At 75.6% G+C, this 26,376-nt stretch carries 26 protein-coding genes and 1 pseudogene; 13 read left to right on the top strand and 14 right to left on the bottom strand.

The window, feature by feature from the left end; all coding sequences use genetic code 11:
• The first annotated feature begins 36 nt into the window (after positions 1–36).
• Genes BLT72_RS10100 through BLT72_RS10090 form a run of 3 tightly spaced genes read left to right on the top strand, consistent with a single transcriptional unit; the run spans position 37 to position 3,338 of the window.
• Positions 37–1,278 (top strand): protein kinase family protein, encoded by a 1,242-nt coding sequence (locus BLT72_RS10100; RefSeq protein ID WP_091412605.1) that lies wholly within the window; start codon positions 37–39, stop codon positions 1,276–1,278.
• 47 nt (positions 1,279–1,325) lie between these two features.
• On the top strand, positions 1,326–2,735 hold the full coding sequence (locus tag BLT72_RS10095; protein ID WP_157720412.1) for a glycerophosphodiester phosphodiesterase: 1,410 nt from the start codon (positions 1,326–1,328) through the stop codon (positions 2,733–2,735).
• Positions 2,736–2,774: 39 nt separating this feature from the next.
• Positions 2,775–3,338 (top strand): GNAT family N-acetyltransferase, encoded by a 564-nt coding sequence (locus BLT72_RS10090; protein ID WP_231930483.1) that lies wholly within the window; start codon positions 2,775–2,777, stop codon positions 3,336–3,338.
• 357 nt (positions 3,339–3,695) lie between these two features.
• Here BLT72_RS10090 and BLT72_RS10085 read toward each other — a convergent pair whose 3' ends face one another.
• Complete coding sequence (locus tag BLT72_RS10085) at positions 3,696–4,253, bottom strand: DUF6434 domain-containing protein (protein ID WP_091412603.1); 558 nt, start codon at positions 4,251–4,253, stop codon at positions 3,696–3,698.
• A gap of 182 nt (positions 4,254–4,435) precedes the next feature.
• Here BLT72_RS10085 and BLT72_RS22200 point away from each other — a divergent pair, with 182 nt between their 5' ends.
• Entirely contained in the window at positions 4,436–4,657 is a 222-nt protein-coding gene (locus BLT72_RS22200) for a hypothetical protein (RefSeq protein WP_157720411.1), read from the top strand.
• A gap of 71 nt (positions 4,658–4,728) precedes the next feature.
• Positions 4,729–5,970 carry an MFS transporter gene (locus BLT72_RS10080; RefSeq protein WP_157720410.1) on the top strand — a complete coding sequence of 414 codons (1,242 nt, stop codon included), beginning with the start codon at positions 4,729–4,731 and terminating at the stop codon, positions 5,968–5,970.
• A 27-nt stretch (positions 5,971–5,997) separates the two neighbouring features.
• On the opposite strand, the gene BLT72_RS10075 is transcribed toward BLT72_RS10080, so the two are convergent.
• Together BLT72_RS10075 and BLT72_RS22740 are read right to left on the bottom strand one after the other, a co-directional pair.
• Positions 5,998–6,339 carry a DUF2200 domain-containing protein gene (locus BLT72_RS10075; protein ID WP_091412598.1) on the bottom strand — a complete coding sequence of 114 codons (342 nt, stop codon included), beginning with the start codon at positions 6,337–6,339 and terminating at the stop codon, positions 5,998–6,000.
• A gap of 860 nt (positions 6,340–7,199) precedes the next feature.
• On the bottom strand, positions 7,200–7,370 hold the full coding sequence (locus BLT72_RS22740; RefSeq protein ID WP_197677262.1) for a hypothetical protein: 171 nt from the start codon (positions 7,368–7,370) through the stop codon (positions 7,200–7,202).
• A 332-nt stretch (positions 7,371–7,702) separates the two neighbouring features.
• Between BLT72_RS22740 and BLT72_RS22735 the strand changes: the two genes are divergently transcribed.
• Entirely contained in the window at positions 7,703–9,055 is a 1,353-nt protein-coding gene (locus BLT72_RS22735) for a multicopper oxidase family protein (RefSeq protein ID WP_197677261.1), read from the top strand.
• A gap of 102 nt (positions 9,056–9,157) precedes the next feature.
• Complete coding sequence (locus BLT72_RS10065; protein ID WP_091412596.1) at positions 9,158–10,306, top strand: hypothetical protein; 1,149 nt, start codon at positions 9,158–9,160, stop codon at positions 10,304–10,306.
• Positions 10,307–10,349: 43 nt separating this feature from the next.
• On the opposite strand, the gene BLT72_RS10060 is transcribed toward BLT72_RS10065, so the two are convergent.
• From BLT72_RS10060 to BLT72_RS10035, 6 genes and pseudogenes are all read right to left on the bottom strand, one after another.
• Complete coding sequence (locus BLT72_RS10060) at positions 10,350–10,874, bottom strand: COG4315 family predicted lipoprotein (protein ID WP_091412595.1); 525 nt, start codon at positions 10,872–10,874, stop codon at positions 10,350–10,352.
• A gap of 91 nt (positions 10,875–10,965) precedes the next feature.
• Complete coding sequence (locus tag BLT72_RS23540; RefSeq protein ID WP_425349242.1) at positions 10,966–11,256, bottom strand: ATP-binding protein; 291 nt, start codon at positions 11,254–11,256, stop codon at positions 10,966–10,968.
• Positions 11,257–11,425: 169 nt separating this feature from the next.
• Positions 11,426–12,082: pseudogene (locus BLT72_RS23535) on the bottom strand (histidine kinase); the annotation flags it as partial.
• 262 nt (positions 12,083–12,344) lie between these two features.
• Complete coding sequence (locus BLT72_RS10045) at positions 12,345–13,025, bottom strand: response regulator transcription factor (RefSeq protein ID WP_091412591.1); 681 nt, start codon at positions 13,023–13,025, stop codon at positions 12,345–12,347.
• A 121-nt stretch (positions 13,026–13,146) separates the two neighbouring features.
• Positions 13,147–13,977 (bottom strand): protein kinase domain-containing protein, encoded by an 831-nt coding sequence (locus tag BLT72_RS10040; RefSeq protein ID WP_157720408.1) that lies wholly within the window; start codon positions 13,975–13,977, stop codon positions 13,147–13,149.
• Between the two features lie 114 nt (positions 13,978–14,091).
• Positions 14,092–15,879 (bottom strand): ABC transporter ATP-binding protein, encoded by a 1,788-nt coding sequence (locus BLT72_RS10035; RefSeq protein WP_091412587.1) that lies wholly within the window; start codon positions 15,877–15,879, stop codon positions 14,092–14,094.
• Positions 15,880–16,219: 340 nt separating this feature from the next.
• Between BLT72_RS10035 and BLT72_RS22190 the strand changes: the two genes are divergently transcribed.
• Entirely contained in the window at positions 16,220–16,759 is a 540-nt protein-coding gene (locus BLT72_RS22190; protein WP_157720407.1) for a hypothetical protein, read from the top strand.
• A 111-nt stretch (positions 16,760–16,870) separates the two neighbouring features.
• On the opposite strand, the gene BLT72_RS10025 is transcribed toward BLT72_RS22190, so the two are convergent.
• Positions 16,871–17,527 carry a response regulator gene (locus BLT72_RS10025; RefSeq protein ID WP_091412583.1) on the bottom strand — a complete coding sequence of 219 codons (657 nt, stop codon included), beginning with the start codon at positions 17,525–17,527 and terminating at the stop codon, positions 16,871–16,873.
• A complete protein-coding gene (locus BLT72_RS10020; RefSeq protein WP_157720406.1) occupies positions 17,524–18,840 on the bottom strand; it encodes a sensor histidine kinase in 1,317 nt (438 codons plus the stop codon). The genes BLT72_RS10025 and BLT72_RS10020 overlap by 4 nt, the downstream gene beginning before the upstream one ends.
• A gap of 171 nt (positions 18,841–19,011) precedes the next feature.
• Between BLT72_RS10020 and BLT72_RS10015 the strand changes: the two genes are divergently transcribed.
• Complete coding sequence (locus BLT72_RS10015) at positions 19,012–20,040, top strand: hypothetical protein (RefSeq protein WP_091412579.1); 1,029 nt, start codon at positions 19,012–19,014, stop codon at positions 20,038–20,040.
• An 83-nt stretch (positions 20,041–20,123) separates the two neighbouring features.
• Here the strand turns inward: BLT72_RS10015 and BLT72_RS10010 are convergent, their stop codons facing one another.
• The gene (locus BLT72_RS10010; RefSeq protein WP_091412577.1) at positions 20,124–21,656 is read right to left on the bottom strand and encodes a hypothetical protein; all 1,533 of its coding nucleotides are present in this window, start codon (positions 21,654–21,656) and stop codon (positions 20,124–20,126) included.
• 183 nt (positions 21,657–21,839) lie between these two features.
• Between BLT72_RS10010 and BLT72_RS10005 the strand changes: the two genes are divergently transcribed.
• Both BLT72_RS10005 and BLT72_RS10000 read left to right on the top strand, forming a co-directional pair.
• Entirely contained in the window at positions 21,840–22,406 is a 567-nt protein-coding gene (locus tag BLT72_RS10005) for an RNA polymerase sigma factor (protein WP_231930481.1), read from the top strand.
• A complete protein-coding gene (locus BLT72_RS10000; protein WP_091412575.1) occupies positions 22,399–23,016 on the top strand; it encodes a hypothetical protein in 618 nt (205 codons plus the stop codon). Before BLT72_RS10005 ends, BLT72_RS10000 begins: the two co-directional genes overlap by 8 nt.
• 27 nt (positions 23,017–23,043) lie before the next feature.
• On the opposite strand, the gene BLT72_RS09995 is transcribed toward BLT72_RS10000, so the two are convergent.
• Positions 23,044–23,499 (bottom strand): hypothetical protein, encoded by a 456-nt coding sequence (locus tag BLT72_RS09995; protein ID WP_157720405.1) that lies wholly within the window; start codon positions 23,497–23,499, stop codon positions 23,044–23,046.
• Between the two features lie 187 nt (positions 23,500–23,686).
• Between BLT72_RS09995 and BLT72_RS22730 the strand changes: the two genes are divergently transcribed.
• Both BLT72_RS22730 and BLT72_RS09985 read left to right on the top strand, forming a co-directional pair.
• Positions 23,687–24,307, top strand: a complete 621-nt coding sequence (locus BLT72_RS22730; protein ID WP_157720404.1) for a helix-turn-helix transcriptional regulator — start codon at positions 23,687–23,689, stop codon at positions 24,305–24,307.
• A gap of 107 nt (positions 24,308–24,414) precedes the next feature.
• Complete coding sequence (locus BLT72_RS09985) at positions 24,415–25,644, top strand: vanadium-dependent haloperoxidase (protein ID WP_091412570.1); 1,230 nt, start codon at positions 24,415–24,417, stop codon at positions 25,642–25,644.
• Here BLT72_RS09985 and BLT72_RS09980 read toward each other — a convergent pair.
• Positions 25,610–26,164, bottom strand: coding sequence for a GAF domain-containing protein (locus BLT72_RS09980; RefSeq protein WP_091412568.1), 555 nt, complete (start codon positions 26,162–26,164; stop codon positions 25,610–25,612). The two genes, BLT72_RS09985 and BLT72_RS09980, sit on opposite strands and share 35 nt — an antisense overlap.
• Between the last annotated feature and the right edge of the window lie 212 nt (positions 26,165–26,376).

The following is a 26,376-nucleotide window of genomic DNA, read 5'->3' as shown; positions in this document are numbered from 1 at the left end:
TCCGCTCGCCCTGACCTGGCGGCCGAGGGCACCGTCGTGGAGCGGGACGGGACCACCGGACGGCTCAGGCGGGTCCCCGGCGGGCGGCCGCTGCGCGGGTTCGACGAGGAGGACGACGGCCACCTCGAGCAGCCGTGGACCGGCGTGCCCGTGCTCGACGACTCCCGCCGGTACGTGGTCACCCTCGACGGCTGGTGGAGGAGCCCACCCGACCCGGCCGGCGTCGCCCACCCCCGGGGCAGGGACCATGCTCAGGCCATGAGCACCGGGAGCGGGGACGGGTCGTCGGCGGAGATCAGCGACACCGAGCGGGCGGTGCACGGCGCGGTGACCTCGGACCAGCTGCGCGCCTTCCTCGACGCGTGGGCGCGGGACCGGCTGGGTGCCGGGATCGCGGAGGTGCGCTTCCGCGCCGGGCGCATCGACGCCGTGTGGGGCGTCGAGCTGCGGGACGGCCGGCCGGTCGTCATCAAGGCGCACCGGACCCCCGTGGACCTGGAGGCGGCCCGGGCGACGGTCGACGCCCAGCGCGCGCTGGCGGCCGCCGGCTTCCCCTGCCCCCTCCCGCTGGCGGGACCGGAGGAGCTGGACGGCCGGGTCCTGACGGCGGAGACGCTGCTCCCCGGACCGCGCCCCGACGGGCGCGACCCCGCCGTCCGCCGGCTCCTCGCCGACGGGCTCGCCCACCACGTCGAGATCCTCCGAGCCCTCCCCGACCTGGTGGGACGCGCCGGTCCCGGCCCGTCGTGGTGCCGCTACCAGGACGGCCCGTGGCCGGTGCCGCACGACACGCTCGTCGACCTCCGCTCGACCCCCGACGAGTTCGGCTGGCTCGACGCCCTCGGCCGGCGCGCCGCCGACCAGGTGCTGGAGCACCGGGTGGACGCCGAGGTCGTCACCGGCCACGCCGACTGGTACGCCGGGAACACGGCCGTGGTCGACGGCCGCCTGGTCGGCGTCTTCGACTGGGAGCTCGTCGCCGACACCGAGGCCGTCATCGCCGGCTTCGCGGCGTCCTGCTACGCCTCCAGCGCCACCGGCGGTGGCGGCCTCTCGACCCCCGAGGAGGCGGTGGCCTTCCTGCAGGACTACGAGCAGGTGCGCGGGCAGCCGTGGACGGGGTCCGAGCGGCGCGCGGCGGCCGGCGCCGTCGCCTGGATCCTCGCGTTCAACGCCCGGTGGCAGGTGGCGCTGGTCGAGCACGGCCTCGGCGACGAGGCGACCATCGCCCTCGTCCGGGACCGCCAGGAGGACTACCTGGGGCTCTCCTGGACCTGACGGCCGCTGCTGCGCCGGGCCCGCCGCGGTCTGCTAGGGATGACGCTGTGGGAACACCCGACGACGCGAGCACGAGGGCGGAGCCGGGGCCGCCGGCGGCCGCCGCCACCCGGGTGGCCGACCTGGTCTACCCCCTCACCCTCTCCCACCGTGGCGGCCCGGACATCTACCCGGAGAACAGCTGGGAGGCGAAGACCGGCTCGGTGTCCTCGGGGTTCGTCCCGGAGTTCGACCTCCAGCTGCTCGCCGACGGGCGGACCCTCGTCTCCTGCCACGACCCGACGGTCGACCGGACCATGACCGGCATCGGGCCCGGTCCCGTGAGCACGAAGACGGTGGCGGAGTGGCAGCGGGCGCGGATCCGGCCCGCGATCCCCGGGGGGCGCGAGGGTCGACCGATCTTCTGGGACGAGGTGCTGGACCGGTGGGGTGGCCGGGTCGTGCTGGTGCCCGAGCTGAAGGACCCGGCGGGCGCCGCCGTCTTCGTCGAAGGCGTCCTGCGCCGCGGTCTCGCGCCCAGCGTGATCGCCCAGACCTTCGACTGGACCATCGCCCGGCAGGTCGCGGCCGCCGGCATCCCGACGCTGTTCCTGTCCCACCGCTACCCCGTCCAGACCCCCGAGCAGGTGCTGGCCGCCGGGATCGGCTTCGTCGGGGCCGCCCTCACCGGGTGGTCGACAGCCGAGGTCGCCGCCCTGCAGGCCGCCGGGCTCAAGGTGTTCGGCTTCACCGCCGACACCGTCGCCGACGCGACGACACCGGTCGCGCTCGCCTGCGACGGGATCTTCTCGAACGACGCCTGGCTCACCACCGACTCGATCGCCGTGCAGTCCGGTGACCCGTTCGACGACGGGGTCAGGCCCTTCGGGATGGGGAAGCCGTACCGCTCCGGCGGCGCCGAGGTCCTCACCCCGAGCCTCCGCCTCGCCGGCCGGAAGCTCGGGTGGACCGCACCGACCGGCTCCCCCACCTACGTGCGCGCCCCCTGGGCCGGCGTGGTGGCCCGCCCCGTGCGGATCTCGATGCGGGTCCACTTCGGGCCGTCCACCGACCAGGGCGAGAACGCCGGGCTCGTGCTCCTCCAGCACGCGATGACCCGCAGCTTCACCGACGGTGCGCAGCCCGGCCAGAACGCCCTGCTGTTCGTCGTCCGACGCGACGGCCGGCTGCACGGCTGGGTCTACGCGGACGGTGCGGCCGCCGTCGCCCTGAACGACCCCGACCCGTCGTCACCGGCGCTGGTCGCGCCCGGGGCCGAAGGGGTCGTCGACTTCTCCGTCGTGCTCGAGGAGACCGGCGCCCGGCTGCACGCCCAGGGCGGCCTCACCGTCGCCGACGCCCGGCTGGGCGGCGACCTCGCCCCACCCGACCTGGGGCTGGTGCTCCGCTGGCCGGGGACCAGGGCGCCCGGCTTCCCCGGGTTCATCTCCGACGTCGACGTCGCACCCCTGGGCTGAGGCGCGCAGGGGGCCGTCGCGCGGGCGTAGGGTCCGGCTGTGCTCCCGCCCGCACCGCTGCCTCCGTGGCCGGCCGACCCGCCGGCGGCCGGTGCGGTGCTGCTGCGGGCGTTCCGCGTGGACGCGGACGAGCCGATGGTCCGAGACCTCGCCACCGACCCCTACGTGCCGCTGATCGGCTCGCTGCCGGCCGAGGCCACCCGCGCGGAGGCCCGGGACTGGCTCGTGCGCAACCGGGGTCGGTGGTCGGAGGGGCGGGGGTTCTCCTTCGCCGTCGCCGACGCCGCGACCGGTGAGGCCGTCGGCTCAGCGGGGCTGTGGCTCGCCGAGATCGCCCACGGCCGGGCCAGCGCCGGCTACGCCATCGCGCCGCGGTACCGCGGTCACGGCCTGGCGGCGGACGCCCTGACGGCGCTGACCGCGTTCGCCTGGACCCTGCCCGCCCTGCACCGGGTGGAGCTGTACATCGAGCCGGACAACCGGGCGTCGGTGCGGACGGCGGAGCGCGCCGGCTACGTCTGCGAGGGGAGGCTGCGCAGCCACCAGGAGATCGGCGGCCGGCGGCGCGACATGCTGCTGCACGCCGTCGTCCGGCCGGTCTGACCGGTGCCGGAGGACGGGGACCGGTGCTGCACCGTCGCCGGCCCGGGGCGGGTGCTGGCCGAGGCGGGGCTCGACGACGTCGTGGTGCGCGAGCTGCGCTGGGGTCCTCCGGATCGACCCCGAGGACCTCCGGCGTCGGTGTCGCGACCACCGGCCGGGTCGACCGGGCGCAACCGCCGCCGGTCCGGGAGCGCCTGCAGGAGGCCGACCGCCGGCTGGCGCAGGAGCGGTACGCGGGTGGGGAGCTGCGGCTGCCGTCCACCGCGCTCCTGGGGAGCGGCCTCGCTCGGACCGCCCCGCCCCGCCGTTGACCGCGCGACCGGGGTCGCACCGGCTGACGCCCGGAGCCACCGCCCGTCAGGGCCTCGGCGCGGTCCAGGCCTCCACGGGCAGGGCCCGGCGCACCTGCCACGCCTCGAGCGCCTCGGCGCGGGTCCCGGCGGGGTGGTCGTGGTGCCAGTCCCGGAGGAACCGGTTGAGCTCGAACTGGGCCCCGATCGCGGGCCGGGGCCGCCCACGGGTCCGGGACCAGTGGTCGGCCGCCGCGCCGAGGGTCCTCCCGGCACCACCGGCGACGAAGTCCCGCATCGCGGCGTCGAAGCGGAACGAGGGCCCGACCACGGCCGTGAGGTGGCGTCGCAGCTGCTGGGTGCACCGTTGACCGGCCGGGATCACGGTGTCCGGGGACAGCGGCTCGGGCAGCGGGGGCGGCGGCGGCGGGCGGCGGGGGGCTGCCCGGGGGGCCGGTGCGCCGTCGAGGTGGGCGGCGACCTTCGCCGTCAGCGCCTGCTTGTCCCCGGAGGCGTCCAGGCCCGACGCCCGGGCGAAGCGCAAGAGCTCCGCCCGCGTCCAGTACCAGCGCAGCAGCTCGGGGCCGGACAGCTCGTCGGTGAGCGGGGGGCGGGACTCCGTCATGGCCGGGATCGTGCCAGCCACCACCGACAGTTCCGGCGCCCGCGACGGTGGCGGTCGTCGCGCCCGGCCACCTCAGACGCCCGCCCGTGCCCGGCGTGCCCCGAAGATGAGGCGAACGCCCCATGCCGGGCCGCCCACCTCAGACGCAGGCTGGGGTCACCACCCGGGAGAGGAGACCGAGGATGACCACCGTGAGCCGACCGCACCACCCGCGCCGCGTGCTGCAGCGGTACTGGACGCAGTACAAGAGGCTGCACGAACGGCGCCGGCTGATCGACCGGCCCTGGCTCGAGGACGTGCTGCACTGGTCCGCCGACGGGGAGCTGCACGGGCACCTCGCCCTGCCCGACGCCGGCGGGCCGGCCAGCGTCACCTCCGACGGCTGGTGCCCGGGCCAGCGCTGAACCGGTCCCGCGCCCCGCGGTCGCGGTCGGGGCCTGCACCGGTTCCCGGCCGGCGACGACTACCCTGCCCGGTGCCCGACCAAGCCGTGCTGACGAGGTCGGGCTCGACGCTCGGCGTGGTGCTGGGGACCAGGCTGTACCGGCGGGCGGTCGTCAGCCTGTTCTTCGGCGGGCTGGGCCTCTCGATCGCGATGCCCCAGCTCTCCCTGTTCCTGGTGCAGGACCTCGGCGCGTCCCTGCCGGTGGCCGGCCTGTTCTTCCTCACCAACCTGGCCGCACCCGGGCTGGGCTTCCTGGTCGGCCGGTGGTCGGACCGGATGACCGACCGGCTCAGCCTCTTCAAGGTCGGCGCCGTGGTGGGACTGCTCGGCTGGGTGGCGATGGCGTTCGCGACCGAGGTGTGGATGGCCTTCGCGGTGAACCTCACGGTCCTCGGGTTCGCCGGCGCGACCGGCTCGCTGATCTTCGCCGCCGTCCGCGACCAGCTGACCCTCGAGCCCACCGGCGCCGACAACCGGGTGATGTCCACCGTCCGGCTCGGGTTCAGCGCCGGCTTCATGACCGGACCGCTGGTCGGCAGCGTGGTGGGCGGTGTGGCGGGGCTCCGGGTGACCCTGGTCGCGGCCGGGGTCTGCACGCTCGTGCAGGCCCTCCCGGTGCTCGGGCAGCGGGTCGCGCGCGTCGTCCCCGACCACCTGGTCGGCGCGGACGGCACCGTGAGCCCGGACCCGTCGCGGCGCACCAGCATCGTGCCCCTGGTGGTCTTCCTCGGCCTCGGGGTGCTGGCGATGTGCGGGGACACCGTCAAGTTCGCCTACCTGCCGATCTACATGGAGCTCCAGCTGGGGACGCCGGACTGGCTGCGCGGGCTGGTGATCTCGACGCAGTCCGTCGGGATGCTCGTGCTCATCCCGCTCATGGGCCTGCTGGCCGACCGGTTCGGCGCCCACCGGCTGGTCGTGGCGAACGTCCTGCTGGGCGTCGTGGCGAACCTGGGGTTCATGGTCGGCGGCAGCGAGCTGGTGCTGATCGGGGCGACGCTGCTCAACGCGGCGATGTGGGCGACCCTCGGCGGGATCGGCATCACGGTCGCCCACGAGCTCTACCCGGACGGGATCGGCATGGCCTCCTCCCTCTACTTCTCCGCCATCCGGTTCGCGGGCGCGATCGGGGGGGTCGCCGGCGGCCTCGGGGTGGCCTGGCTGGGTGTGCCCGGCGTCTTCCTGGTCCCCGCCCTGCTGTGCGTGGTGGCCGCCGTCGGGCTGCTGCTGCAGGCCGTCGCCCAGCCGCGCGCCCTCACCCGCCGGCCCTAGCCACCCGCCCGGGGCGGCCGCGCCGCCTCAGCCCCGCAGCACCTTGTCCATCGACCTACCGCGCGCGAGCTCGTCGACCAGCTTGTCGAGGTAGCGGATCTTCTGCATGAGCGGGTCCTCGACGTCCTCCACGCGGATCCCGCAGACGACGCCCGTGATGGCGGACGCCGCCGGGTTGAGCCGGGCCGCCGCGAAGAAGTCCGCGAACGTCGTGCCGGCGGCCAGGTGGTCCGCCAGCTCGGCCTGGCTGAACCCGGTGAGCCAGCCGATCACCCGGTCGACGTCGGCCTGCGTGCGGCCCTTCCGCTCGGCCTTCGTCACGTAGTGCGGGTAGACCGCGGCGACGCTGGTCGTGAAGATCCTGCTCACGGGGTGAGCGTAGTGGTGGGTCGAGCGCCGCGGGCGGACCGCGGGCCGACCGCGGTGGCGGAGTCGACACCTCCCAAATGGGGTGCCCGGCGCCCCCCCGCGTGAGGGCAGCGGCCCACCCGCCCCTCGACCGAAGATCGGGGCACGGACCGGCGACGGTCGACCTCCCGGGCTCCCTGCGGGCCCCCACTCCCCAGGAGGGGGCCCGATGCCTGCAGCCGACGTCCCCGACAGCCGGCCCCCCGACGCTCTGGGGCGGGGCCGGTCCGATGCCCCCAACGCCCGCCCCGGAGTCCGGACCTCCCCGCCACCCGGCGCGCCGCAGGTCCGCGCCACCGCCACCACGCACTCACCAGGAGCCACGAGATGAGCACAGAGCTGGAACGGCCAGCAGCTGACCACCGCAGCGACGCCGGACCGCCGGCCGGACTGCTGCTCCCCGGCGACCCGGGCTTCGCCGCCCTCGACCCGCTCCCGGCGGAGCCGACGGGCAACGTCACCCGTCGGACCGCGCTGCGGCTCGGCGCCTTGGGGGCCACCGGCATCGCGATGACCGCGGCCAGCACCACCGTGGGCCCCGCCCTGGCGACGCGGGGGCTGCTGTCCCCCGACGGGATCTTCGCCGCCGCGGCGACGGCGATCACCGACCTCGTCTACCTCGAGGTGTTCCCGACCAGCCCGCTGATCCTCGAGCCGTTCAAGGACGAGCTCAAGGTGCCGAAGGCCGAGAAGCCCCTGGACCAGGGGGTCTTCAGCAACTGGAAGCAGCCGCCCGGACCGGGCTTCGGCCAGCAGAACTCCCTCGAGTGCGAGCGCCACCAGAAGTGGTCGACCGACGTCGGCTCCCCGGACCCCGTCGTCTACAAGCTGGACGTCAAGGTCGCGCCGCACTCGTTCACCACGTCGGAGGTGCTGCCGATCGACAAGAACGGCCGGCCCATCGCCTCCTTCGACGCCGACGGCAAGACGTACGCGGCGGGGACGAGGCGGAGGATGCCGGCGAGCACCCGGTACATCTTCGGCGGCACCACCGACGGGACCCTGCCCAGGATCAACGCCGAGTACGGCAAGCCCTGCCTGGTCCGGTTCGAGAACCACCTGGACGACAACCCCGGCAACCTCGACCGGCAGGACTTCGGCACGCACGACCACTCGTTCCTGACCCACCTGCACAACGGGCACACGGCGCCGGAGAGCGACGGCAACCCGCACTACACGATGCGGATGAAGCTGAAGGACGGATCCGTGTCCAACCGCACGGGCTACCTGCCCGGGGAGTTCGTCGACAATCTCTACCTCAACTGGGCGGGCCGGCGGCGACGACCGCGAGAAGCAGAGCTTCTTCTGGTTCCACGACCACCGGATGGACCAGACCGGCTCCAACGTCTACAAGGGTCTCGTCGGGCTGTACCCGATCTACGACCCCAAGGACTACTCGGCCTCCGGCGGACCCCAGGGCATGCTCGACGGCGGGGACGAGCGCCAGGGGCTGCGGCTGCCCGGCGTCCGGACCGACAACTCCGACGGCTCCTTCGACGTGGAGTACGACGTCCCGCTGGCGTTCTCCGACTTCCGCTTCGACGACGGGGTGACCACCCACAAGGACATCCACGACACCGAGGGCGAGTTCCCCGACGCCAACAACCCGAAGGCGCACCCCGAGTGGTGGGGCAAGACCTTCTACAAGCACTTCCCCAACCACGGGTTCGTCGGGGACGTCATGACCGTCAACGGCACCGCGTTCCCGGTCATGGAGGTGAAGCGCCGCAAGTACCGCTTCCGGTTCCTGGACGCCTCGATCGCCCGGATCTACGACTTCAAGCTGATGAGCTCGACGCAGGGTCCGAAGACGGCGATCTCGCTGGGCTACTCCGGCGACGAGCTGCAGGGCCAGTACCGCATCCCGGACGGCCAGCAGTGCATGAAGTTCACCCAGATCGCCTCTGACGGCGGCCTGCTGCCGTTCGCGGTGGAGCGGGACAACTTCGAGCTCTGGCCGGCCAAGCGGCGGGAGATGATCATCGACTTCACCCGCTACCAGGACGGCAGCCCCACCAAGAAGGGCGACGTCATCTACCTGACCAACACGATGAAGATGCCCGACGGACGCATGTGGGCGGCGTCGAACCGCTTCTCCCCGGACGCGAAGTACAAGGTGCCGATCATCAAGTTCGTCATCGGCGACGACGCGCCCGACAACAGCGTCATGCCCACCCCCGACAAGAAGCTGCGGGACATCCCGCCGCTGCCCAGCAACTGGAAGACCATGCTGGACAACCGGCTGGTCTTCGAGGTCCAGCGGGGCAACACCATCGGTGAGACCGAGTGGTTGATCAACGGCAAGCCGTTCGACCCCTCCAAGCCCGCCACCAGCATGAAGAACCCGCTCGGCAAGACCCTCCCCGCGACGCAGAAGCTGGGCAGCTTCAACATCTGGGAGATCAAGAACGGCGGCGGCGGCTGGGTGCACCCGTTCCACCTCCACATGGAGGAGCACCGGACGGTCATGCGCAACGGCAGGGACGTCACCGCGCGGGGCGCCGACAAGGGGCGTCCCGAGGACTACTCCCGCGAGGACCTGGTGGCCCTCGACCCGAGCGAGTCCGTGATGATCTACCGCGGCTTCCGGGACTTCACCGGCCCGTACGTGGGTCACTGCCACAACCTGGCCCACGAGGACCACGCCATGATGTTCGGCTGGGAGATCACCCCGTAGGGGCGGCCGGCTCGCTGCGAGCCGAGGACACCGGCCTTCCGTCGGTGCGGCCCGGGCGCGACGCCCGGGCCGCACCGCCCCTACCCAGAGACGAGTTCGAGGATGACTGCTCTCACCACCACCCCGCCGTCGGCTCAGGCCGACCCGCGTCCCACCCGACCAGGCGTCGCCTGGCCGACCGTGCTGCTGCTGGCCGTCGTGCTGGCGGCCGCGGACGGCTTCTGGATGACGTCCCTGCGCGGTGCCGTCGGCGCCATCTCGCGGACGCAGGAGCCGTTCACCAGCTACTGGCGCACCACGGCGCTGATGCTGCCGGCCTTCGTCCTGGCCGTCCTGGCGGCCCTCACCCTCGCGTTCCGACGCTACGGCGCGGAGCTGCGGTCCCGGCGGGCCCTGGTGGTCACGGGGCTGCTGGTCGCCGTCGCGGCCACCGTCACGGCCGTCGGGCTGAGCGCCGTCAGCGCGGCCTACGACTACCACCTCCAGGCCGAGCAGCTGACGCTGATGCAGGCGATGCCCGGCATGGGGCACGACTGCAGCAGCACCTGCCTGGACCTCCAGCGGTCGGCCACCGTCGCGGCCCACGTCCGCGCAGTGGGCTACGCCGCTGCCGCGCTGCTGGCGACCAACGTGGTGCTCGTCGGCTGGCTGGTCGCGATGGCCGGCGGCCGGCTCCGGGTCGCCACGACCGGTCCGCGCGTCCGGAGGTCCGGCGCTCCGGCCACCGCGGGCAGCTGGACCCGGGACGTCCGGGTGCTGCTGGCCACCGGGCTGCTCGCCAGCGCCGCCATCCACGCGGCGGTCATCCCCGAGCACCTGCGCGAGTGGCTGGGCGCGGCGGTGTTCTTCCTCCTGCTGGCCGTGGCGGAGGTCGCCGTGGCCGACCGCCTGTTCCAGCCCCGCCAGCGCGCCGCGCTGCTGGCCGCGGTCGTCGTGTCGGCGGTCCCGCTGGTGGTGTGGACGGTGTCCCGGACGGCGGGGCTGCCGTTCGGTCCCGAGGCCGGGGCGCCGGAGGCGGTCGGTCTGGCCGACGTGGTGGCCTGCCTCCTGGAGGTGGGCACGCTGGTCGCCGCCCTCGTCCTGCTCCGCCGCGCGGGGCGGCCCGAGCGGGCCGCCGTCGGGGCGCACGCCCTGGCGCTGGCCCTCGTGGCCGTGGTCGCGGTCGGCGCTCTCGGCCTGGCCGGCCCGGCGTCGGCCTGGCTCGACGGGGTGGACGACGGGGCCGACGTGGTGCAGGAGCACCACCGCTGAGCCGTCGGGGCGGCGGGGCCGGCGCCCCGCCGCCCCGTGCCGGTCAGCTGCCCGCGGCGGTGGTGATCATCTTCCCGTCGGGGGCGACGACGTACCAGACCTTGCCGACGCCCTGCCCCGTCACGTCGCCGGGCGCCTTGTCCTTCTGGAAGAGGTAGACGGGCAGCCCGTTCACCGTGACCTGCTTGCTCCCGTCGTCGCGGGTGATCGTGCCCAGCTTCGCGGTCACGCCCTCACCGGACGGCGTGTCGGAGCTGGCCTCGACCGCCGGCCAGGCCACCAGGCAGTCACCGGAGCACACGCTCTTGCCGGAGTCGGCCTCGTCCTTGGTGAAGTAGTAGACGGTCAGGCCCTGGCTGTCGACCAGGATCTTGCCCAGCGAGGTGTCGGCCACGGCGAGGTCGCCGGCGGCCGACGCCGACGGCGAGGGGCTCGGCGCGGACGACGAGACGGCGGCGCTGGGGGCGGCGGACGCGTCGCCGGCCGGCTCGGCGGAGCTGCAGCCGGCGGCGGCGACCAGGACCAGGGCCGCGAGGGCCGGCGTGAGCGATGTGACGCGGACGTGCATCGGATCTCCCCTTCCACGTGGTGGTACCCGTGAAGACGTCAGCGGAGCAGCCTCCGTTCAGCCGTCGCCGCCGGCGGCGTGCCCGCGGGCGTCAGTCCGACGACGCGAGGACGCTGCCCGCCGGGACCGCCGGGATCTCCGCACGCACGCTGGTGCCCCGGCCGGCCTGGGAGACCACGGACAGCCGACCGCCGAGCGAGTCCACGCGGTCGGCGAGCAGCCGGAGCCGGAGGTGCCCCTCGGAGCGCCGGTCCAAGCGGGACGGGTCGACGCCCACCCCGTCGTCCGTGACCTCCAGCCGCACCAGCGCGCTCCTCCCGGGGCGGTCGGGCCCCACGCGGCGCACGCTGATCCCGACCCGGCCCGCGTGGGCGTGCTCCACGACGTTGGCCGCCGTCTCGAAGGCCACCCGGTACAGCGCGCTGACGGTCTCGTCGGCCACCGCGCCCACGGGGGGGGACGTCCAGGCGGACGTCCAGCCCCTCCCCACGGAGCTGGTCGCCGAGGCCGTCGAGCACCTCCTCCAGCGTCCCGCTGGCCAGGTCCGGCGGCACCAGGTCGCTCATCAGCCCGCGCAGTCCCCGCAGGGCCCACTGGAGGTCCTCCTGCGCCCGCGCCACCCGGTCGGCGTGCTGCGCCGGGACGACGGGGGCGACGGCGGCCAGGACGTAGCTGACGCCGGCCAGGTCCTGGACGGGACCGTCGTGCAGGGCGGCCGCGAGCCTGCTGCGTTCCCGGTCGGAGGCGTCCAGCGACCGTTCCAGCCGGCGAGCCCGCTCGTCCCCGCGCCGCTCGAGCCGCCGCGCCAGCGAGACGGCGGCCGGCACCTGGACCAGCTGCAGCAGCAGCAACGGGACCAGGACCAGCGGCAGTGTCTGGCGGAGGAGCCGGTGCGCGAGCTGCTCGACGCGGGTCTCGTCGTAGCACGCCTCGAAGGCCAGCGGCTCGAGCCCGCCGACGACGAGCGGGCGGTAGACCTCGAGGTAGAGGGTGGGCCGGCCCTGGTCGGCGGGCACGCCGGGTGGTGCCGTGCCGTCCGTCCCGGGCGGGTCGGCCTCGACGGTCGTGACGACCCGGCCACCGAGGGCGGCCGCCACGTCGGGCGGCGTGCGGCGCGGGTGCCGTCCCACGTCCTCGGGCCGGTCGCTGTAGACGATCTCGCCGTCGGCGGCCCAGACGACGACGTCGGTCAGGACGCCGTCGGCCATCCGTTCGTGGACGGCCTCGTCGAGGGCGGCCACCGCCTGCGGGTCCCGCGCGAGGTAGCCGGGCAGCATCGGCGCGACCACCAGCTCCGCCAGCCGCCGGGTCATCCGCTCGGAGTCCTCGAGCGCCTGCGCCTCGGTCACCGCCGCCACCACCAGCACGGCGCCCAGGCCGATCACCAGCGCCAGGGCCAGCGCGAGGCCGACGACCAGGGTCAGCTCGCGGCGGGCGCCGACCCGGACGGCTCGCGTTCCCAGGGCCTGCTCACGATCCGATGAGGTGCAGCTCGCGGGCCCGGTTGACCGCCGCGATGCGGCTGCTGACCTGGAGCGTCGCGTACACGGCCTTGATGTAGCCGCGGCAGGTCCCGACGCTGATCCCCATCACCCGGGCGGTGCTGGTCGCGTCCAGGCCGCGGCTGATGCAGGCGAGGACCTCCACCTGCCGTGGCGTGAGACCGTGCGCCCGGCCGTCGCCCGTGGCACCGATCTGCAGGAGCGAGGGCGCGACCTGCATCCGCCCGGGGCGGGCCTCCCGCAGCATGGCGACCAGCTCGGCGAGGGGTGTGTCCTTCGGGATGAAGGCCGACGCCCCGGCCCGCGCGGCCCGGGCCATCCACTCCCCCGTGCCGAGCGCGGTGACGACGGCGACCGCGGTGTGCGGGCACGCCGCCCGGAGGCTGCGCGTCGCGGCCAGGCCGTCGGTGCCCGGCATCTGGATGTCCATGACCACCACGGCGGGCTGCAGCTCGCGGACGCACGCGACGCCCTCGTCGGCCGTCGTCGCCAGGCCGACGCAGCGGAAGCCGCCGGCCATCTCCAGCGCCCGCCGCAGCAGCTCGGCGAAGCTGCGGTGGTCGTCGACGATGACCACGGTGACCGGCTCGGGCGCCGTCGTCGCCGTGCCGGACCCCGCAGCCCCTGTCGCGTCCTCGTGATCGGACATCGTCTCCCCCCGGAAAGGCGTCGTCGCGACCGAGGCTAGACCTCGGGCGGGCCTGGCGGGGGCCGATGTGAAAGACCGACCTCGGGGAGGGCGGGGGCGCAGGTCGCCGCCCGGGCGGGGCTCACGGCCGGGCGCGGCGCGGCAGCAGCTCGTCCAGGGCGTCGAGGGCCTCCGCGACGCCCGGGCGGTCCCCCGGCTCCGGCGCCCGCAGGTCCGCCAGCACCCCGGCCAGCCGCCGGCTGCGCGGGCCCGGCAACCTGGACCCGCAGGCCCCTCGGACCTCCGCGGCGACCATCCCCACGCCGTACACGTCCATCGCGGCCGCGATCGGGGCGCAGGCCTCCATCTCGGGGGCGGCGTAGCCGAGCGTGCCCACCGGCCGGCCGGCCGGCTGCCGCGAGCCGATCTTGCGGGCGCTGCCGAGGTCGACCACGACGGCCCGGCCGTCCCGGACGACGACGTTGTCGGGCTTGAGGTCCAGGTGCGCCACCCCCGCCGCGTGCAAGGGCAGCAGGGCACTGAGCAGCTGCTGGGTGAGGTGCACCGTCGCGGTCACGCCGCGGAAGGTCCAGGGCCGGAGCAGGTCGGCCAGCGCGGGACCGTCGACGTGCTCGAGGACGACGTGGGGGCGGTCGGCGTCCAGGTCGGCGGCGTAGAGGCGCGGCAGGCAGGGGTGCAGGACACCGCTCAGGGCGTCGACCTCGCGCTGCAGGGCCCGCCTCGCGCGCGGGTGGTCCAGCTGGTGCGGCCGGGCCAGCTTGACCACGGCCGGCGCCCACAGGGACCGGGACCAGGCCAGCCAGGTCTCGCAGCGAGTGCCGACCCCCAGCCGGTGCCGGGCGAGGAGTCCCGGGACCAGCTCCTCCCCGGGGCCGAAGGTCCAGACGGGGAGCCCGTCCTCGTGGTCGAAGCCGAAGGCGATCCGCCGGTCGGCCGCTGTGGAGGTGGTCATGGTGGTTCCGTTCTGGAGGGTGCTGGGGGGAGCCCCGGCCGGGTGGGCCGGCCGGGGCACGTGGGCCCTCATCCGCGGGAGCGGCTGCGGCTCCGGCTGCGACTACGGCTACGGCTACGGCTGTGCGAGCGCTTGCTCAGCAGCCCCTTGATGCCCAGGTGGAAGGCCTTCATGGTGTTCACCCCCTCCCGTGCGGAGGTGGGTGGTGGCCGTGCGGGCTCCGTGCGGTCCTGCGACCAGGTGCACGGTGCGGTCGGCCAGGTCGGCGAGGACGGGATCGTGGGTGACGATCACCGTCGTGCGGTGGCGGGCGGTGGCTCGGATCGCCGCGACGACGCCGGCGGCGGCCCTCGCGTCGAGCGAGGCCGTCGGCTCGTCCAGCAGCAGCAGCCGGGCCGGCGACATCGCCGCCCGGGCCAGCGCGACCCGACGTCGCTGGCCCCCGGAGAGGCGGTTCCCGCCCTCGCCGAGGACGGCGTCGTGGCCGCCGGGCAGCTGGTGGGCGAACTCGTCCACCAGCGCGTCGCGGCAGGCCTGCAGGACCTCCGCGCGCGTCCCACGCCGGCTGCCGAAGGCGACGTTCTGGGCGAGCGTGCCGTCCAGCAGCCAGGGGTCCTGCGGCACGTAGGCGATGGCGTCGCGGAGGTCCTGCACCCGGTGGTCCCGGACGTCGACCCCGTCCACCAGCACCGCGCCGGCGTCGACGTCGTACAGCCGGAGGACCAGCTGCAGCACGGTGCTCTTCCCGACGCCGCTCGGGCCCAGCAGGCAGACCGTCTCCCCGGCCGCGACCTCGAGGTCGACGTGGGCCAGGACGGGCCGGCCGGGGTCGTAGCCGAAGCTGACGTCGCGGAGGCTGATGGTGCCGGGCGCGGCCCTGAGCGACGTCGGCACGGCCGGCTCCGGCACCCGCTCCTCGGAGTCCAGGACCTCGGCCACCCGGTCGGCGCTCGCGGACGCCTTCGCCAGCACCGCGGAGAGCCGGGTGAGGCCGCGGACGGGACGGTACAGCTCGCGGACGTAGGCCAGCACGACCAGCAGGGTGCCGGTCGACTGCAGCCCGGCCCGGACCTGCAGACCACCGACCACCAGCACCAGGCCGGACCCGACGGCGAGCAGGACGTCGCTGCGCGGGGTCCAGCCCGTCTCGACGTCGACCGCCCGGACCCCGGCCGCCTCGAGGGCCCGGTTGCGGGTCTCGAAGTCGGCCCGGGCCAGGTCGTGGCGGCCGAAGGCCTGCACCGCGGCGACGTTGCGGACGAGGTCGGTCACGGTGCTGGTCAGGGCCCCGGACACCGCGCGGGCGTGGACCTGGCTGGACCGGACGAGGCGGCGCTGACGGACCGACAGCACCGCCAGGACGGGGACCACGACCAGCCCGACCGCCCCGAGCCCCGGGGCCACCTGGAGCAGCACGACGAGCACCCCGACCACGGCCACCAGATCGGGCACCAGACCCACGGCGGCCGCGACCAGGGCGTCGAGCAGCCGGCCGACGTCCGAGGTGATCCGGGAGACCAGCTCGCCGCTGCGCACCCTGCTGTGCCAGCGCAGCGACAGACCCATGCTGTGGGCGAACACCTCGCGGCGCAGCTGCGCGCCGACGCGTTCCGCCGCCCGCTCCGCCCCCCGGGTGGACGCCATGTCGAGCCAGCCCGCCACGGCGCTGACGGCCACCGTCGCCAGGCCGGCCGCGAACAGCACGTCGACCGGGGGCACCCCGGCGAGACCCGCCGGGAGCGGCCGCCCGTCCAGCGCGTGGTCGACGGCCAGGGCGAGGGGCCAGGGGCGCGCCAGCTCCAGCCCGACCCGCAGCACGGAGAGCACGCCCGAGGCCGTGAGCGCCGCCGACTCGGCCCGGGCCGGGGCCGCCAGCACGCGGCGGAGGCTCGAGGTGCTCATGGGCCCAACCTGGTCCCGAGGCGGTGCAGGGCACCATCAGACCTTCGGGCTAGGACGTGCGCGTCCGGGTCAGTCGTCGTCCGAGCGGCCGGAGCGGTCGTCCGACGACCCCCGGCCGGCCCTCGACCGGTCGTCGTCGTCCGACGAGCCGCCTCCCGACCGCCCGGAGGAACCGCCGGACCCCGACGGACCGCCGCGACGTCCCGACCGGTCCTCGTCGCCGGAGGAGCCCCGGCCGCTGTCGTCCCGCTCGCCGGGGCTCGAACGCGTCGTCGGGGCCGGCGCGACCGCCTGCGCGCCGTGGTCGGACCCGCGCACGGGGTGCTCGGACCCGCTGGACGTGCGGTCCTCGCCCGAGGAACCCGACCGCGAGCGCCCGCGGCCAGCGTCGTCGCTGCCCTGGCTCGTCGACCCCGCGGTGTCCCGGGACCCGTCGCCCGCGGACGACCGACCGGACGAGCCGGAGGACCCGGACGAGCCCGAGACGCCGGAGGAGCCGCGGCCGGGCTCGGAGGAGGTCGGTCCCCCGGTGCGCGGCCGCGGTACCCCGCCCGCCCGCCCCGACCGGCCCGGCTCGTCGTCCTGGTCGGGACGGTCGGCCGCGCTGGACCCTGCGGCCGACGGCGACGGCGACGGCGAGGACGTGCTGGTGCGGGCGGGGGCCGGACCCGGGGAGGTCGGGCTGCCCGTCGGCGCGACCCACAGCGGGGTCGCCGGGGTGCCGCCGACCGGGGTGACGACGGACCACGCGTTCACCCCGACCAGCAGGACGGCCAGCAGGGTCGCGCCGCCCAGCGCGACGCCGCCGCGGGCCAGCAGCGACCTCCGCCGCGAGCCCGGGCCGGGCGCAGGGTCGGCCCCGGTCGACAGGACGAGCTGACGGCTCCGCCGCGCGGGGTCCTGCTCTCCCGAGGCCATGGGTCGATCCTGGCCCGCGGAACGGGCGCCCGACAGCCGTACGTCGGTCGTAGCACCCCCGTCACCCGCCCGGTCAGCGCAGCCCGGGACCGCGGTCCTTCTGCAGACCCCGTCGCTGCGCCCAGAGCGCCGCCTGGGTCCGGTCGGTGACGCCGAGCCGCTGGAAGATGCTGGTCAGGTGCGCCTTGACGGTCCGCTCGCTGATCCCCAGCCGGCGGGCGACCAGCTTGTTGGGGAGCCCGTCGACGACCATGGCCAGCACCTCCTCCTCCCGGTCGGTCAACGGCGAGACCGACGTCCCCGTCACCGGCGCCTGGTGGCGCTGGGTGAGCAGCACCCGGGCGGCCTTGGGGTCCAGCGGGGAGCCGCCGGCCACCACCTCGCGGACGGCGGCGAGGATCGCCTCGGGCTCGCTGTGCTTCAGCAGGTAGCCCTCCGCGCCCGCCTCCAGCGCCTCCAGGATCCAGCGCTGCTCCGACATCGAGGTCAGCACCAGCACGTGCACGGCGGGCCGCCGGCCCAGCAGGGCCCTGGTCGCCTGCACCCCGTCCATGCCCGGCATGGACAGGTCCATCAGCACCACGTCGGGCTCGAGCTCCTCGACCAGCCGGACGGCCTCCTCGCCGTCGGCCGCCTGGCCGACGACGTCCAGGTCGGCGGCCGTGCCGAGCAGGGCCGCGAGGCCACCCCGCACGATGGCGTGGTCGTCGACGATCAGCACCCGGATCATCGCAGCGGCACCGAGACCTCGGCCCGCGTCCCCTGGCCGGGGGCGGAGGTGACCTCCAGGCGGCCCCCCGCCCGGGCCACCAGGTCGCCCAGGGCGCGGAGGCCCAGGTGGCCGGCGGCGCGCTGCTCCTCCAGGTCGGCCTGGTCGAACCCGCGCCCGTCGTCGTCGACCACCAGCACGGCGGTCTGCCCGTCCGAGCGCGCCTGCACCTCGACGCGCTGCGCCCGGCTGTGCGCGACGACGTTGCGGAGCACCTCCTGGGCCGAGCGGAAGAGCACCGAGGACACCTCCGGCGTCAGGTCGGCGGCCGACTCGACGTCCAGGGCCACCCGGACGCCGGCGTTCTGCAGTCCCTCGGCGAGCTCGGTCAAGGCGGCCGGCAGGCCCTCCTCGGCGAGGTTCGGCGGGTAGATGTCCACCAGCAGCGAGCGCAGCGCCGCCGTGGAGGAGCGCAGCTGCACGGCCGTCTCGCGCACCAGGGCGGCGTCCCGCTCCGCGTCCAGCCCCTCCAGCCGGGCGGCGTCGAGGGCGTAGGTGACCCCGGTCAGCTGCTGGACCACCCCGTCGTGCAGGTCGCCGGCGATCCGCCGACGCTCGGCGGCCGAGGCGTCGACGGCGTGCTGCAGCAGGCGCTGGCGGTCCTGCTGCTGGCGCTGCAGCCGGCGGGCCAGCGACCAGGCGAACGGGATCTGCACGAGCTGCAGCAGCAGCAGGGCGGCGAGGGCGGGCGGCGCGTAGCTGCGCCACTGGGCCTGGCCTGCGGCGGCCACGGCGTCGTAGCGGAAGTAGGCCTCGAACAGCAGCGGTTCGCCGTCGCTGGACGAGACCCCGGTGTACACCTCGAGCAGCTTGCCGAAGGGGCGCTCGAACTCGTTCTCCTCCTGGGTGAGGTCGCTGATCTCGGAGTCCGTGCCCCGCTGGTCCACCAGCGCCTCGCGCTCCTCCTCGCCCAACGGGTAGCGGCGGCCGATCAGCCGGCTCTCGTCGGAGTACACCACCCGGCCGTCCGCGTCCCAGAGCTTGACCCGCACCAGGGAGCCCGTCAGCACGTAGCGCTGCATGGCGTCGTTGAAGGCGGTCAGCTGCTCCGGGTCGCCGTCGACGAGCTGGGCGGTGAGCCGCGGTTCCGCGATCCCCCGCGCGGTCACGGCGGTGACCTCCTGCGCGGCGTCGATGGCCTGGTCCTGACCGGCCTCGCGGGCGAGCGCCGCGATCACCGACGCGAGCAGCACCATCACCACCAGCCCCGCCAGCGAGAACCGGACCACGAGGCCGGGCACCGACACCGCACGGTCACGCTGCGGGGTGCCCATGTCGAGGGATGCTAGTCCCTCGCCGCCCCCGCCGAGCCGGTACGACGCAGGGTCTGGAGGTCGTAGCACCAACGGCCAGTAGCCGCGTGCCCTCGGCGGCCGCGAGGGTTCCACCGACCGCCGGACCATCCCCCGGTCCGCGGACGACCCTCCCCACGGAAGAGAACGCCCATGCCACGCACGCTCCCCATCCTCCGGGCCTCGGTGGCCGGCGCCGCCCTCGTGTCCGCAACCCTGGTCGGCGCCACCGGCCCGGCGCAGGCCGCGTCCTCGAAGGGCTGCGTCGACGGCGGCTACGCGCTCGTCAACCTCACCACCGGCGTCACGGTGGCGCGGTCCGGCGAGGACCGCATCCGCACGAGCATCCCCGCCGCCCGCTTCGGCGACCGGTTCGCCGTCCGCGGCCGGTACACCCGGTTCGTGGTCCGCAGCCGCGACTTCGCGGTGCTGGACCAGGGCTTCACCGGCGCGGCGAACCCGCTGGACATCACCGGCGGCCGGCCCACCCCCGTCTTCGCCTCCAAGGTGCCCGACCACCGCGGCCTGACCCTCAGCAGCAGCATCGCCGTCGAGCTCAAGGAGGAGGGGCTCACGCTGCAGCGCACCGGCGCCGGGGTCTCGATGAAGATCCAGGCGAAGGACTGCGCGCAGGGCGGCATCTTCCAGATGGAGCCGTCGCGAGGCGACGGCGGCACCACCCGGATCACCCACACCCTCGCCACCTCGACGACGCCCGGGCTGACCCCGTTCTACTTCGACAACCCGAACTTCCGGGCCCGCGCCGGCAGCTTCCTCGGGTCGGGCTGCACCAGCCCGCAGACCGGCCCGGCGGGCCCGCTCTGCGTGCAGGTGAGCGCCCGGGTCAACATCGCCAACGACCTGTCGCCGCGCTTCGTCGTGCGGGACAGCGCCCAGGTCGCCACCCGCGTCCCCCAGCCCGCGTGCGGCACCGTCAACCCGCTGAGGACCAGCGTGCGGCACTGCGGGGGCATGTCCGTCTGGGACGTCGCCAGCGGCGGCCGGATGGGCTTCGTCACCGGCGAGGACGCCACCGAGGTCGCCAACCCGCCGACGGACTGCGTCAGCGACTGCCAGGCGCAGAACCAGGTCCGAGGCCGGCTGGCCAACCTCGGGCACCCCTACCCGGTCCCGGCCGGCAGCCGGTTGACCCCCCGGACGGCCGCGGTCCTGACCCCCTGACGAGCCGCGGCGGACAGGCCCCTCCTCTCACCCCTGGGAGGAGGGGTCCTGGGCGTCCCGCCCGGGACGGGTCCTGCCCCGGCTCAGCTGCTGACCGACCAGCCGAACCGCTGGGCCCCGACGGCCGCCACCCAGGACCGGGCGGGCACCCGGTCCCCGTCACTCAGCACGAAGACCGAGCCACGGAGGGCGTAGGGGCTGGAGACGGTGAGGAGGTGCTCCGTGCTCCCGCTCAGCGCGCCCAGCGCCCGGCCGAAGTGGTTGTCGGTGCCCACCGACCCGGCCGTGCCCGCGGCGTTCTCGTTGAGCGACACCGGGAACGCCAGCGGGGCGCTGCCCGCGAAGGTGACCCGCTGCACGGCTCCCGCGTCGCGGCTGCGGCCGATGTCCTCGTCGGGGACGCCGACCAGCAGCGTCGTGCCGTGGTGGCCGAACGCCAGAGCAGCCCCGAAGTGGTCGCCCGCCTCGTTCGCCCCCGGCACGCCCGCGGTCGCCTGGCTGAAGGCCCGTCCCGGGACCAGCCGCTCGCCCGTGTTGCCGAACAGGGTCACCAGGCCGGTGCCGCTGACCCGGCCGGCGTCCTCGCCCGGGACGCCGACGGCCAGCGTCGCGACCTGGGTGCTGGTGCGCGCGTTCAGGGCCACGCTGGCGCCGAAGCCGTCCGCGGGCTCGGCCACGCCGGGGACCCCCGGGGTGTCCTGGCTGAGCAGCACCGCGTGCTCGTACTTCTCCTGCAGCACGGTCACCGACCCGGCGCCGTCGCGGCCGGACACGGTGTCCCCCGGTGCGCCGACGACCAGGGCCAGGCCGACCTCGGTCCCCGACGTCTCGGGCAGGTCGAGCGGCCCGCTGGCCAGGGCGGCGCCGAAGCGGTCACCCGTCTGCGGCGTCCCGGGGAGCCGGACGGCCCCCAGGGGTCCGCGCCGGCCCTGCCGCAGCTCGGCCAGGCCCTCGGGTTCGGCGTCCATCTCGAAGACGCTGACGGACCCGGCGTCCGTGGCGGAGCCGACGTCCTCGCCCGGCGCCCCCACGACGAGCCGTCGCCGGTCCTCCTGGTCGGTCGCGGTGATGGCGACGGCGTGGCCGAAGCCGTCGCCGGCCTCCGCCGCGCCGCCGACCTCGGCCTGGGTCAGGACGCTCGCCTCCAGCGAGGGCGTGCCCTCGGCGTCCGGCAGGTCGGAGACGACGTAGGCCGTGCCGGCGTCCACCGCCCGCCCGACGTCGACGCCCGGGGCCCCGACCAGCAGGCCGGCGCACCGCCCGTCGTGCCCGGTCGGGGCCAGCGCCACGTCGTACCCGAAGCGGTCGCCGGCCTCCGGCGTCTCCCCCAGGCTCTGCCGGGTGACCACCACCCGGTCGCCGCTGTCGCCGACCCGGCCGCCGGGCCCGCCCAGCAGGACGGTGACGGCGCCGGCCCCGCGGACGCCGGCGACGGTGGCCTCGGGGTCGCCGACCGCGGCGTCGTCGAAGCCGTCCCCGTTGAAGTCGGTGCTGCCCGGGGTCACCGAGCAGGCGGTGGCCAGGGCGTCGGCGCCGGGCGGTGCGAGGACCAGGCAGCTGACGGCGGCGAGGCCGCCGAGGGCCAGGGTGACGACAGGGCGTCGAGGTGTGTTCACGGTGCTCTCCTTCGAGTCCGGATGGTGCGAGAGGTACCGACGGCGGACGCCCCGGGTTGCCCGGAGCAGGGTGCAGGTTCTGGTCCCGGGGCCGTGCAACCTCAGCGCCGCGGCGTGCGTAGACAGCGCAGCACCCCGGGAGGAGGCTGGACGCGATGGACGCGGGAGCTGCCGCACGACGCCGTGGCTGACCTCGTCCTGCACGGGGACGGCAGGTCGGCGTTGGGCGAGCGGAGCACGAGCCGGGTCGGGATGGACGAGCGCGCCTTCGAGGAGCTCTACGCCATGTCCTACCGCCGCCTGGTGGGCCAGGTGTACGCGATGTGCGGCGACCTGGCCGAGGCGCAGGACTGCGTGCAGGAGGCCTTCATCAGCGCCTGGCGGCACCGCCGGAGCCTCGACCTCGACCGCGCCCCCGAGACCTGGGTCCGGGTGACCGCGTCACGGCTGGCGATCAGCCGGTGGCGGCGCGCCCGCAAGGCCCTGCGGCCACCGGACCGCGCCCTCGCCCACGGACCGGTCCACGAGCCCGGGGTGACGCACCTCGCGCTGGTCGAGGCCCTGCAGAAGCTGCCCGTCGAGCAGCGCCGGGCGATCGTCCTGCACCACCTCTGCGACATGCCGGTCGCCGAGATCGCCGCTGAGATCGGCGCACCGGTCGGCACCGTCAAGGCCCGGCTGTCCCGCGGCCGGGCGGCGCTGGCCGTGCTGCTGTCCGACCGCCTCCCCGAGGAGGTCTCCCGTGGCTGAGCTCGACCCGCTGGCCCGCCAGCTCCGGGCCCTCGCGCACGACGCCGAGGAGCACATCCCGGCCCCGCCGCCGGCGGCCCGGCTGCGGCAGGTGGAGGCGCGGCGCCGGCACCGCCGGGTGGCCGCGTTCGTGGTCAGCGTGCTCGCGGTGGGCACGCTGAGCGGCGGGGCGGTCTACTCCGCGCACCGCTCGACGCCGCTCGACCCGTCGCCCGTCGGCACCCCGGTCCACAGCCCGAGCCCCGGCGACCGGCCGCCGACCACCCTCACGCCGCGGGGCACCCCGGGGGCCGAGCCCGGCCAGATCCCGAGCGGGGTCCCCGTCCCGCGGGGGACCGGCCCGACCGGCCCGACCGGCAGCCCGGCTCCGGACCCCGGCCCGAGCACCGCCGGGCCGAGCTCACCGGCCCCGGACCCGACGCCGTCCGGCAGCGGGTCACCGAGCCCGACGCCGTCGGCCACTCCCACCCCGGACCCGACGCCGTCCGCCTCGTCCGCCACGTCCGTCCCGACCGCGACGGCCAGCAGCGCTCCCGAACCGACCGCGGGCGCGACCTCCTCGGCCCCGCCGGCCCCGCCCGCGTCGGAGCCGGGGACGTCGTCCGGCTGAGGGTCGGGTCGGGCGCGCGGGCTGTGCTCAGCCGGGCCCGCGGAGCTCCCGGTAGACGTCCTCGAGCAGCACGGCCGGGGCGCCGAGGCCGGTGAACTCACTGATCTGGCGGTGGAGCTGCTCCGAGCGCCCGTCGAAGGTGAGGAACTCCAGCGCGGTGGCCAGCTGCATCGCGTGGTGGTAGAAGATCGTGTCCAGCACCGTGCGCAGCCGCTCCAGCCGGGGGTCGTCGCAGCGGCCCGGCAGCTCCTCCCGCAGCCCGAAGAACCGGCTCACGAGCGGGCCGGCACGCGGCGCGACCACCCCGAGGTGGTCGTGGTGCGCCACGGCGGCGAGGACGGCCTCGGCCTCGTCCTGGAGGAGGACGGCCTCGGCGGCGATCCGCAGCAGCAGGGCCCCCGGCGCCGGCGCCGGACGGGTCTCGCGGTCGACGAGCTGCACCCGGTCGTCAGCGCTTCGCCAGGGCCAGCTGCGGCGGACCATGGGGTCAGGGTAGACCTGCTCACGCCTCGGCCGGGGCCTCCGTCGGGACCGGGCCGGCCGCGCCCCAGCGCGCAGGAGCACGTCATGCCGAGGACGCGACGACCCGGGTGGGGGAACGTGCACCCTCGTCCGGGGTGCCGCCCGGGTCGGCGCGGTGGCTAGGGTCGGAGTGCTCGAAGGGACCGCCATGCCCGTGCTCAGCCTGTCGCCCCCGGACCAGCGGGCCCTGCGGGCCCTGCTGGCGGCCGAGCCCGACGCCGGCGCGTCCGTGCCCTGGGCCCTGGAACGGGTCGTGGAGCTGGTGCCCTGCGACCGGGTCGACGTGACGGTCCTCGCCGGCGACGGGGCCGTGGTGGACGAGCACGCACTCCGGGTGGCGGGCGGGCCTGCCGGAAGGGGCGGGTCGGGCGCGGACGGTGGCGAGCTGCTCGCGGTGTTCGACCAGGGCGACGGCGGCGCCGTCCGGCTGCGCCTCAGCCGCCGGGACCACCCCTTCTCCGAGCGCGACCGGGCCCTGCTGCACCTGGTGGCCCCCGTGCTGGAGCGGCTGCTCCGCGAGCGGTCGGCCACCCGGGCACCGACCACCCTCACGGTCACCGAGCGCCGGGTGCTGCAGCAGGTCGCGGCGGGGCTGTCGAACGCGGGCATCGCCGAGCGGCTCTTCGTCGCTCCCAGCACCGTCCGCAAGCACCTCGAGCACAGCTACCGCAAGCTCGGCGTCACCAGCCGGATGGCCGCGCTGGCCAGCCTCGGGGGCCTGGACGCCACGGCGATGGACCCGCGCGAGCGCCCGGTCGAGACCCGTTGACCCGCCCGACGGGGCGCGGAAGATCCGCGCGAACGCGAATACCCGGGTGCACCGGCCCTCGCCAGACTCGGACCTGATCACCTGTCTCAGGTCCCGGGGGATGTCCGATGTCGCACCAACGCCGCACCCGCGCACTGCTCAGCGCCGTCCTCGCCCTCCTGCTGGTGGGCTTCCTGGCGCAACCCACCGTCGGCGCCCCGCCCAGCCGGCGCGGCGTCCAGGTGGTCCTGGACTGGGAGCGCATCGGCATCCGCACCGTCTACACCGACGCCGCCAGCCCGATCCCGTCGGGGACGCTCTACCTCGGCCTCATGTCGCTGGCGGTCGACCGGGCCGTCCGGGCGGCGTCGGGACGCCACCGCACGTCCGCCCCCGCAGCGGCCGCCGTGGCGGCGCACGACGTGCTGCGGACCTACTTCCCGGCCTCCGCCGCCCGGCTGGACGACGACCTCGCCGGCACGCTGGCCGAGGTGGGTCGGGGTCGGTCGACGCGCAACGGGGTCCGGCTCGGGCACGCCGTCGCGGCCCGGCTGGTCGCGTCACGCGTCGGTGACGGCATCCCGGCAGCCGGTGAGCAGCCCCTCACCTACCGACGCGACGTCGCACCCGGGGTGTGGCAGCCGCCCGCGGCGGGGATGCTCGTCCCGTGGCTGGGCTACGTCGAGCCGCTGGTGCTGCGGCGGCCCGTCCCGGTCGACGGGCCGGACGCGCTGGGCAGCGCCGCCTACGCCGCCGACTACGCCGAGGTCCGCCGCGTCGGCCGGGCGACGGCGGCCGCGACCGACCGGAGCAGTGAGCAGACCGCCATCGCGACCTTCTTCAACTCCAACGTCGTGCTGCTCTACCACGAGGCGCTGATCCGGCACCTCGAGGCGTCGCCGCTGTCGCTGACCAGGACGGCCCACCTGTTCGCGGCGATCGACGCCGCCTCGGCCGACGCGGCCATCCGGTGCTGGCAGCTCAAGTACGAGTTCGGGTTCTGGCGGCCCTTCCAGGCGGTCGCCGGAGCGGCGGACGACGGCAACCCGGCCACCACCGCCGAGTCCGGGTGGACGCCACTGCTGGCCACCCCGCCCTACCCGGACTACGTCAGCGGGCACGGCTGCCTCACCAGCGCCTTCGCGGGCGCCACCCGCGCCCTCCTCGGCGGCGCCGTGCCGCTGCGGCTGCACTCGGCGACGACGAACAGCGACCGCTCGTACCCGACCCTCAGCGCCCTCGAGGAGCACGCCCTCCAGGCGCGGATCTGGTCCGGCCTGCACTTCCGGGACGCCATGGAGGACGCCTACCGGGTCGGGCACGTCACCGCGGAGCGGGTGGTCGCCCAGCTCGGCTGACGGTGGCCGACGGACCCGACGCCGGTCCCGGCCGGTCGGCGGGCCGCACGCCGAGGGCGAGCTCGCCCTCGACCCAGCAGCCGAGGTCCTGCAGGGCGTCGCGGTCGGCCCGGCTGAAGCAGCGCGGGCGGGTGTCCATCACGCAGAAGGACCCGATCAGCTCCCCACCGGGAGCGCGGAGCGGCCAGCCGGCGTAGAACCGGATGCGCGGTCCGCCGGTCACGCTCGAGCTCTCGGCGAACCTCGGGTCGCGCGTGGCGTCGGTGACCACGAAGACGCCGTCGGCCTCCATCGCGACGGGGCAGATCGCCCCGTCCAGCCCGGTCTGGCGCGTCAGGGGGCCGTAGAACGCGACCCGCCACTGCCGAGCGGCGTCCACCAGGGTGATGCTGACCATCGGGAGGTCGAACCAGTGCTGCGCCACCTGCACCATCAGGTCGAACCTCAGGTCGGCCTCCACGTCCAGGGCGTCGAGGTCCCGGAGCGCCCGCAGACGCTGCAGCCCGTCGGTCGGGGTCATGGCGGAGCCACCAGCCTTCCCGTCGTCGTCGCAGAGGTCTGGCCCCGATCCAGGTGGACCAGTATGGGTCCTCGAGGAGCCGGGCGGCAGGCGGCGCTCCCGAACCCTGCACCTCCACCTCAGGGTGGGCGGGGCTCCCGGCCCGCAGCGGGCCGCCAGCGGGGGTCCCTGCCGTCCCGATCCGGCAGCCCCTAGATTGAGGAGGGCCAGAC

The sequence above is a fragment of the Friedmanniella luteola genome (assembly GCF_900105065.1).
GTDB lineage: Bacteria > Actinomycetota > Actinomycetes > Propionibacteriales > Propionibacteriaceae > Microlunatus > Microlunatus luteolus.
The sequence above is the reverse complement of the archived record's forward strand: the minus strand, read 5'-3'. Positions and strand labels throughout refer to the sequence as shown.

Excerpts from the sequence above, each read along its gene's own strand:
- BLT72_RS10085 (WP_091412603.1), bottom strand. The coding sequence starts at position 4,253 with ATGACGGAGTCCCGCCCCCCGCTCACCGACGAGCTGTCCGGCCCCGAG.
- BLT72_RS22200 (WP_157720411.1), top strand. The coding sequence starts at position 4,436 with ATGACCACCGTGAGCCGACCGCACCACCCGCGCCGCGTGCTGCAGCGG.
- BLT72_RS22735 (WP_197677261.1), top strand. The coding sequence starts at position 7,703 with ATGGACCAGACCGGCTCCAACGTCTACAAGGGTCTCGTCGGGCTGTAC.
- BLT72_RS10065 (WP_091412596.1), top strand. The coding sequence starts at position 9,158 with ATGACTGCTCTCACCACCACCCCGCCGTCGGCTCAGGCCGACCCGCGT.
- BLT72_RS10060 (WP_091412595.1), bottom strand. The coding sequence starts at position 10,874 with ATGCACGTCCGCGTCACATCGCTCACGCCGGCCCTCGCGGCCCTGGTC.
- BLT72_RS10045 (WP_091412591.1), bottom strand. The coding sequence starts at position 13,025 with ATGTCCGATCACGAGGACGCGACAGGGGCTGCGGGGTCCGGCACGGCG.
- BLT72_RS10040 (WP_157720408.1), bottom strand. The coding sequence starts at position 13,977 with ATGACCACCTCCACAGCGGCCGACCGGCGGATCGCCTTCGGCTTCGAC.
- BLT72_RS10035 (WP_091412587.1), bottom strand. The coding sequence starts at position 15,879 with ATGAGCACCTCGAGCCTCCGCCGCGTGCTGGCGGCCCCGGCCCGGGCC.
- BLT72_RS10025 (WP_091412583.1), bottom strand. The coding sequence starts at position 17,527 with ATGATCCGGGTGCTGATCGTCGACGACCACGCCATCGTGCGGGGTGGC.
- BLT72_RS10020 (WP_157720406.1), bottom strand. The coding sequence starts at position 18,840 with ATGGGCACCCCGCAGCGTGACCGTGCGGTGTCGGTGCCCGGCCTCGTG.
- BLT72_RS10015 (WP_091412579.1), top strand. The coding sequence starts at position 19,012 with ATGCCACGCACGCTCCCCATCCTCCGGGCCTCGGTGGCCGGCGCCGCC.
- BLT72_RS09995 (WP_157720405.1), bottom strand. The coding sequence starts at position 23,499 with ATGGTCCGCCGCAGCTGGCCCTGGCGAAGCGCTGACGACCGGGTGCAG.
- BLT72_RS22730 (WP_157720404.1), top strand. The coding sequence starts at position 23,687 with ATGCCCGTGCTCAGCCTGTCGCCCCCGGACCAGCGGGCCCTGCGGGCC.
- BLT72_RS09985 (WP_091412570.1), top strand. The coding sequence starts at position 24,415 with ATGTCGCACCAACGCCGCACCCGCGCACTGCTCAGCGCCGTCCTCGCC.
- BLT72_RS09980 (WP_091412568.1), bottom strand. The coding sequence starts at position 26,164 with ATGACCCCGACCGACGGGCTGCAGCGTCTGCGGGCGCTCCGGGACCTC.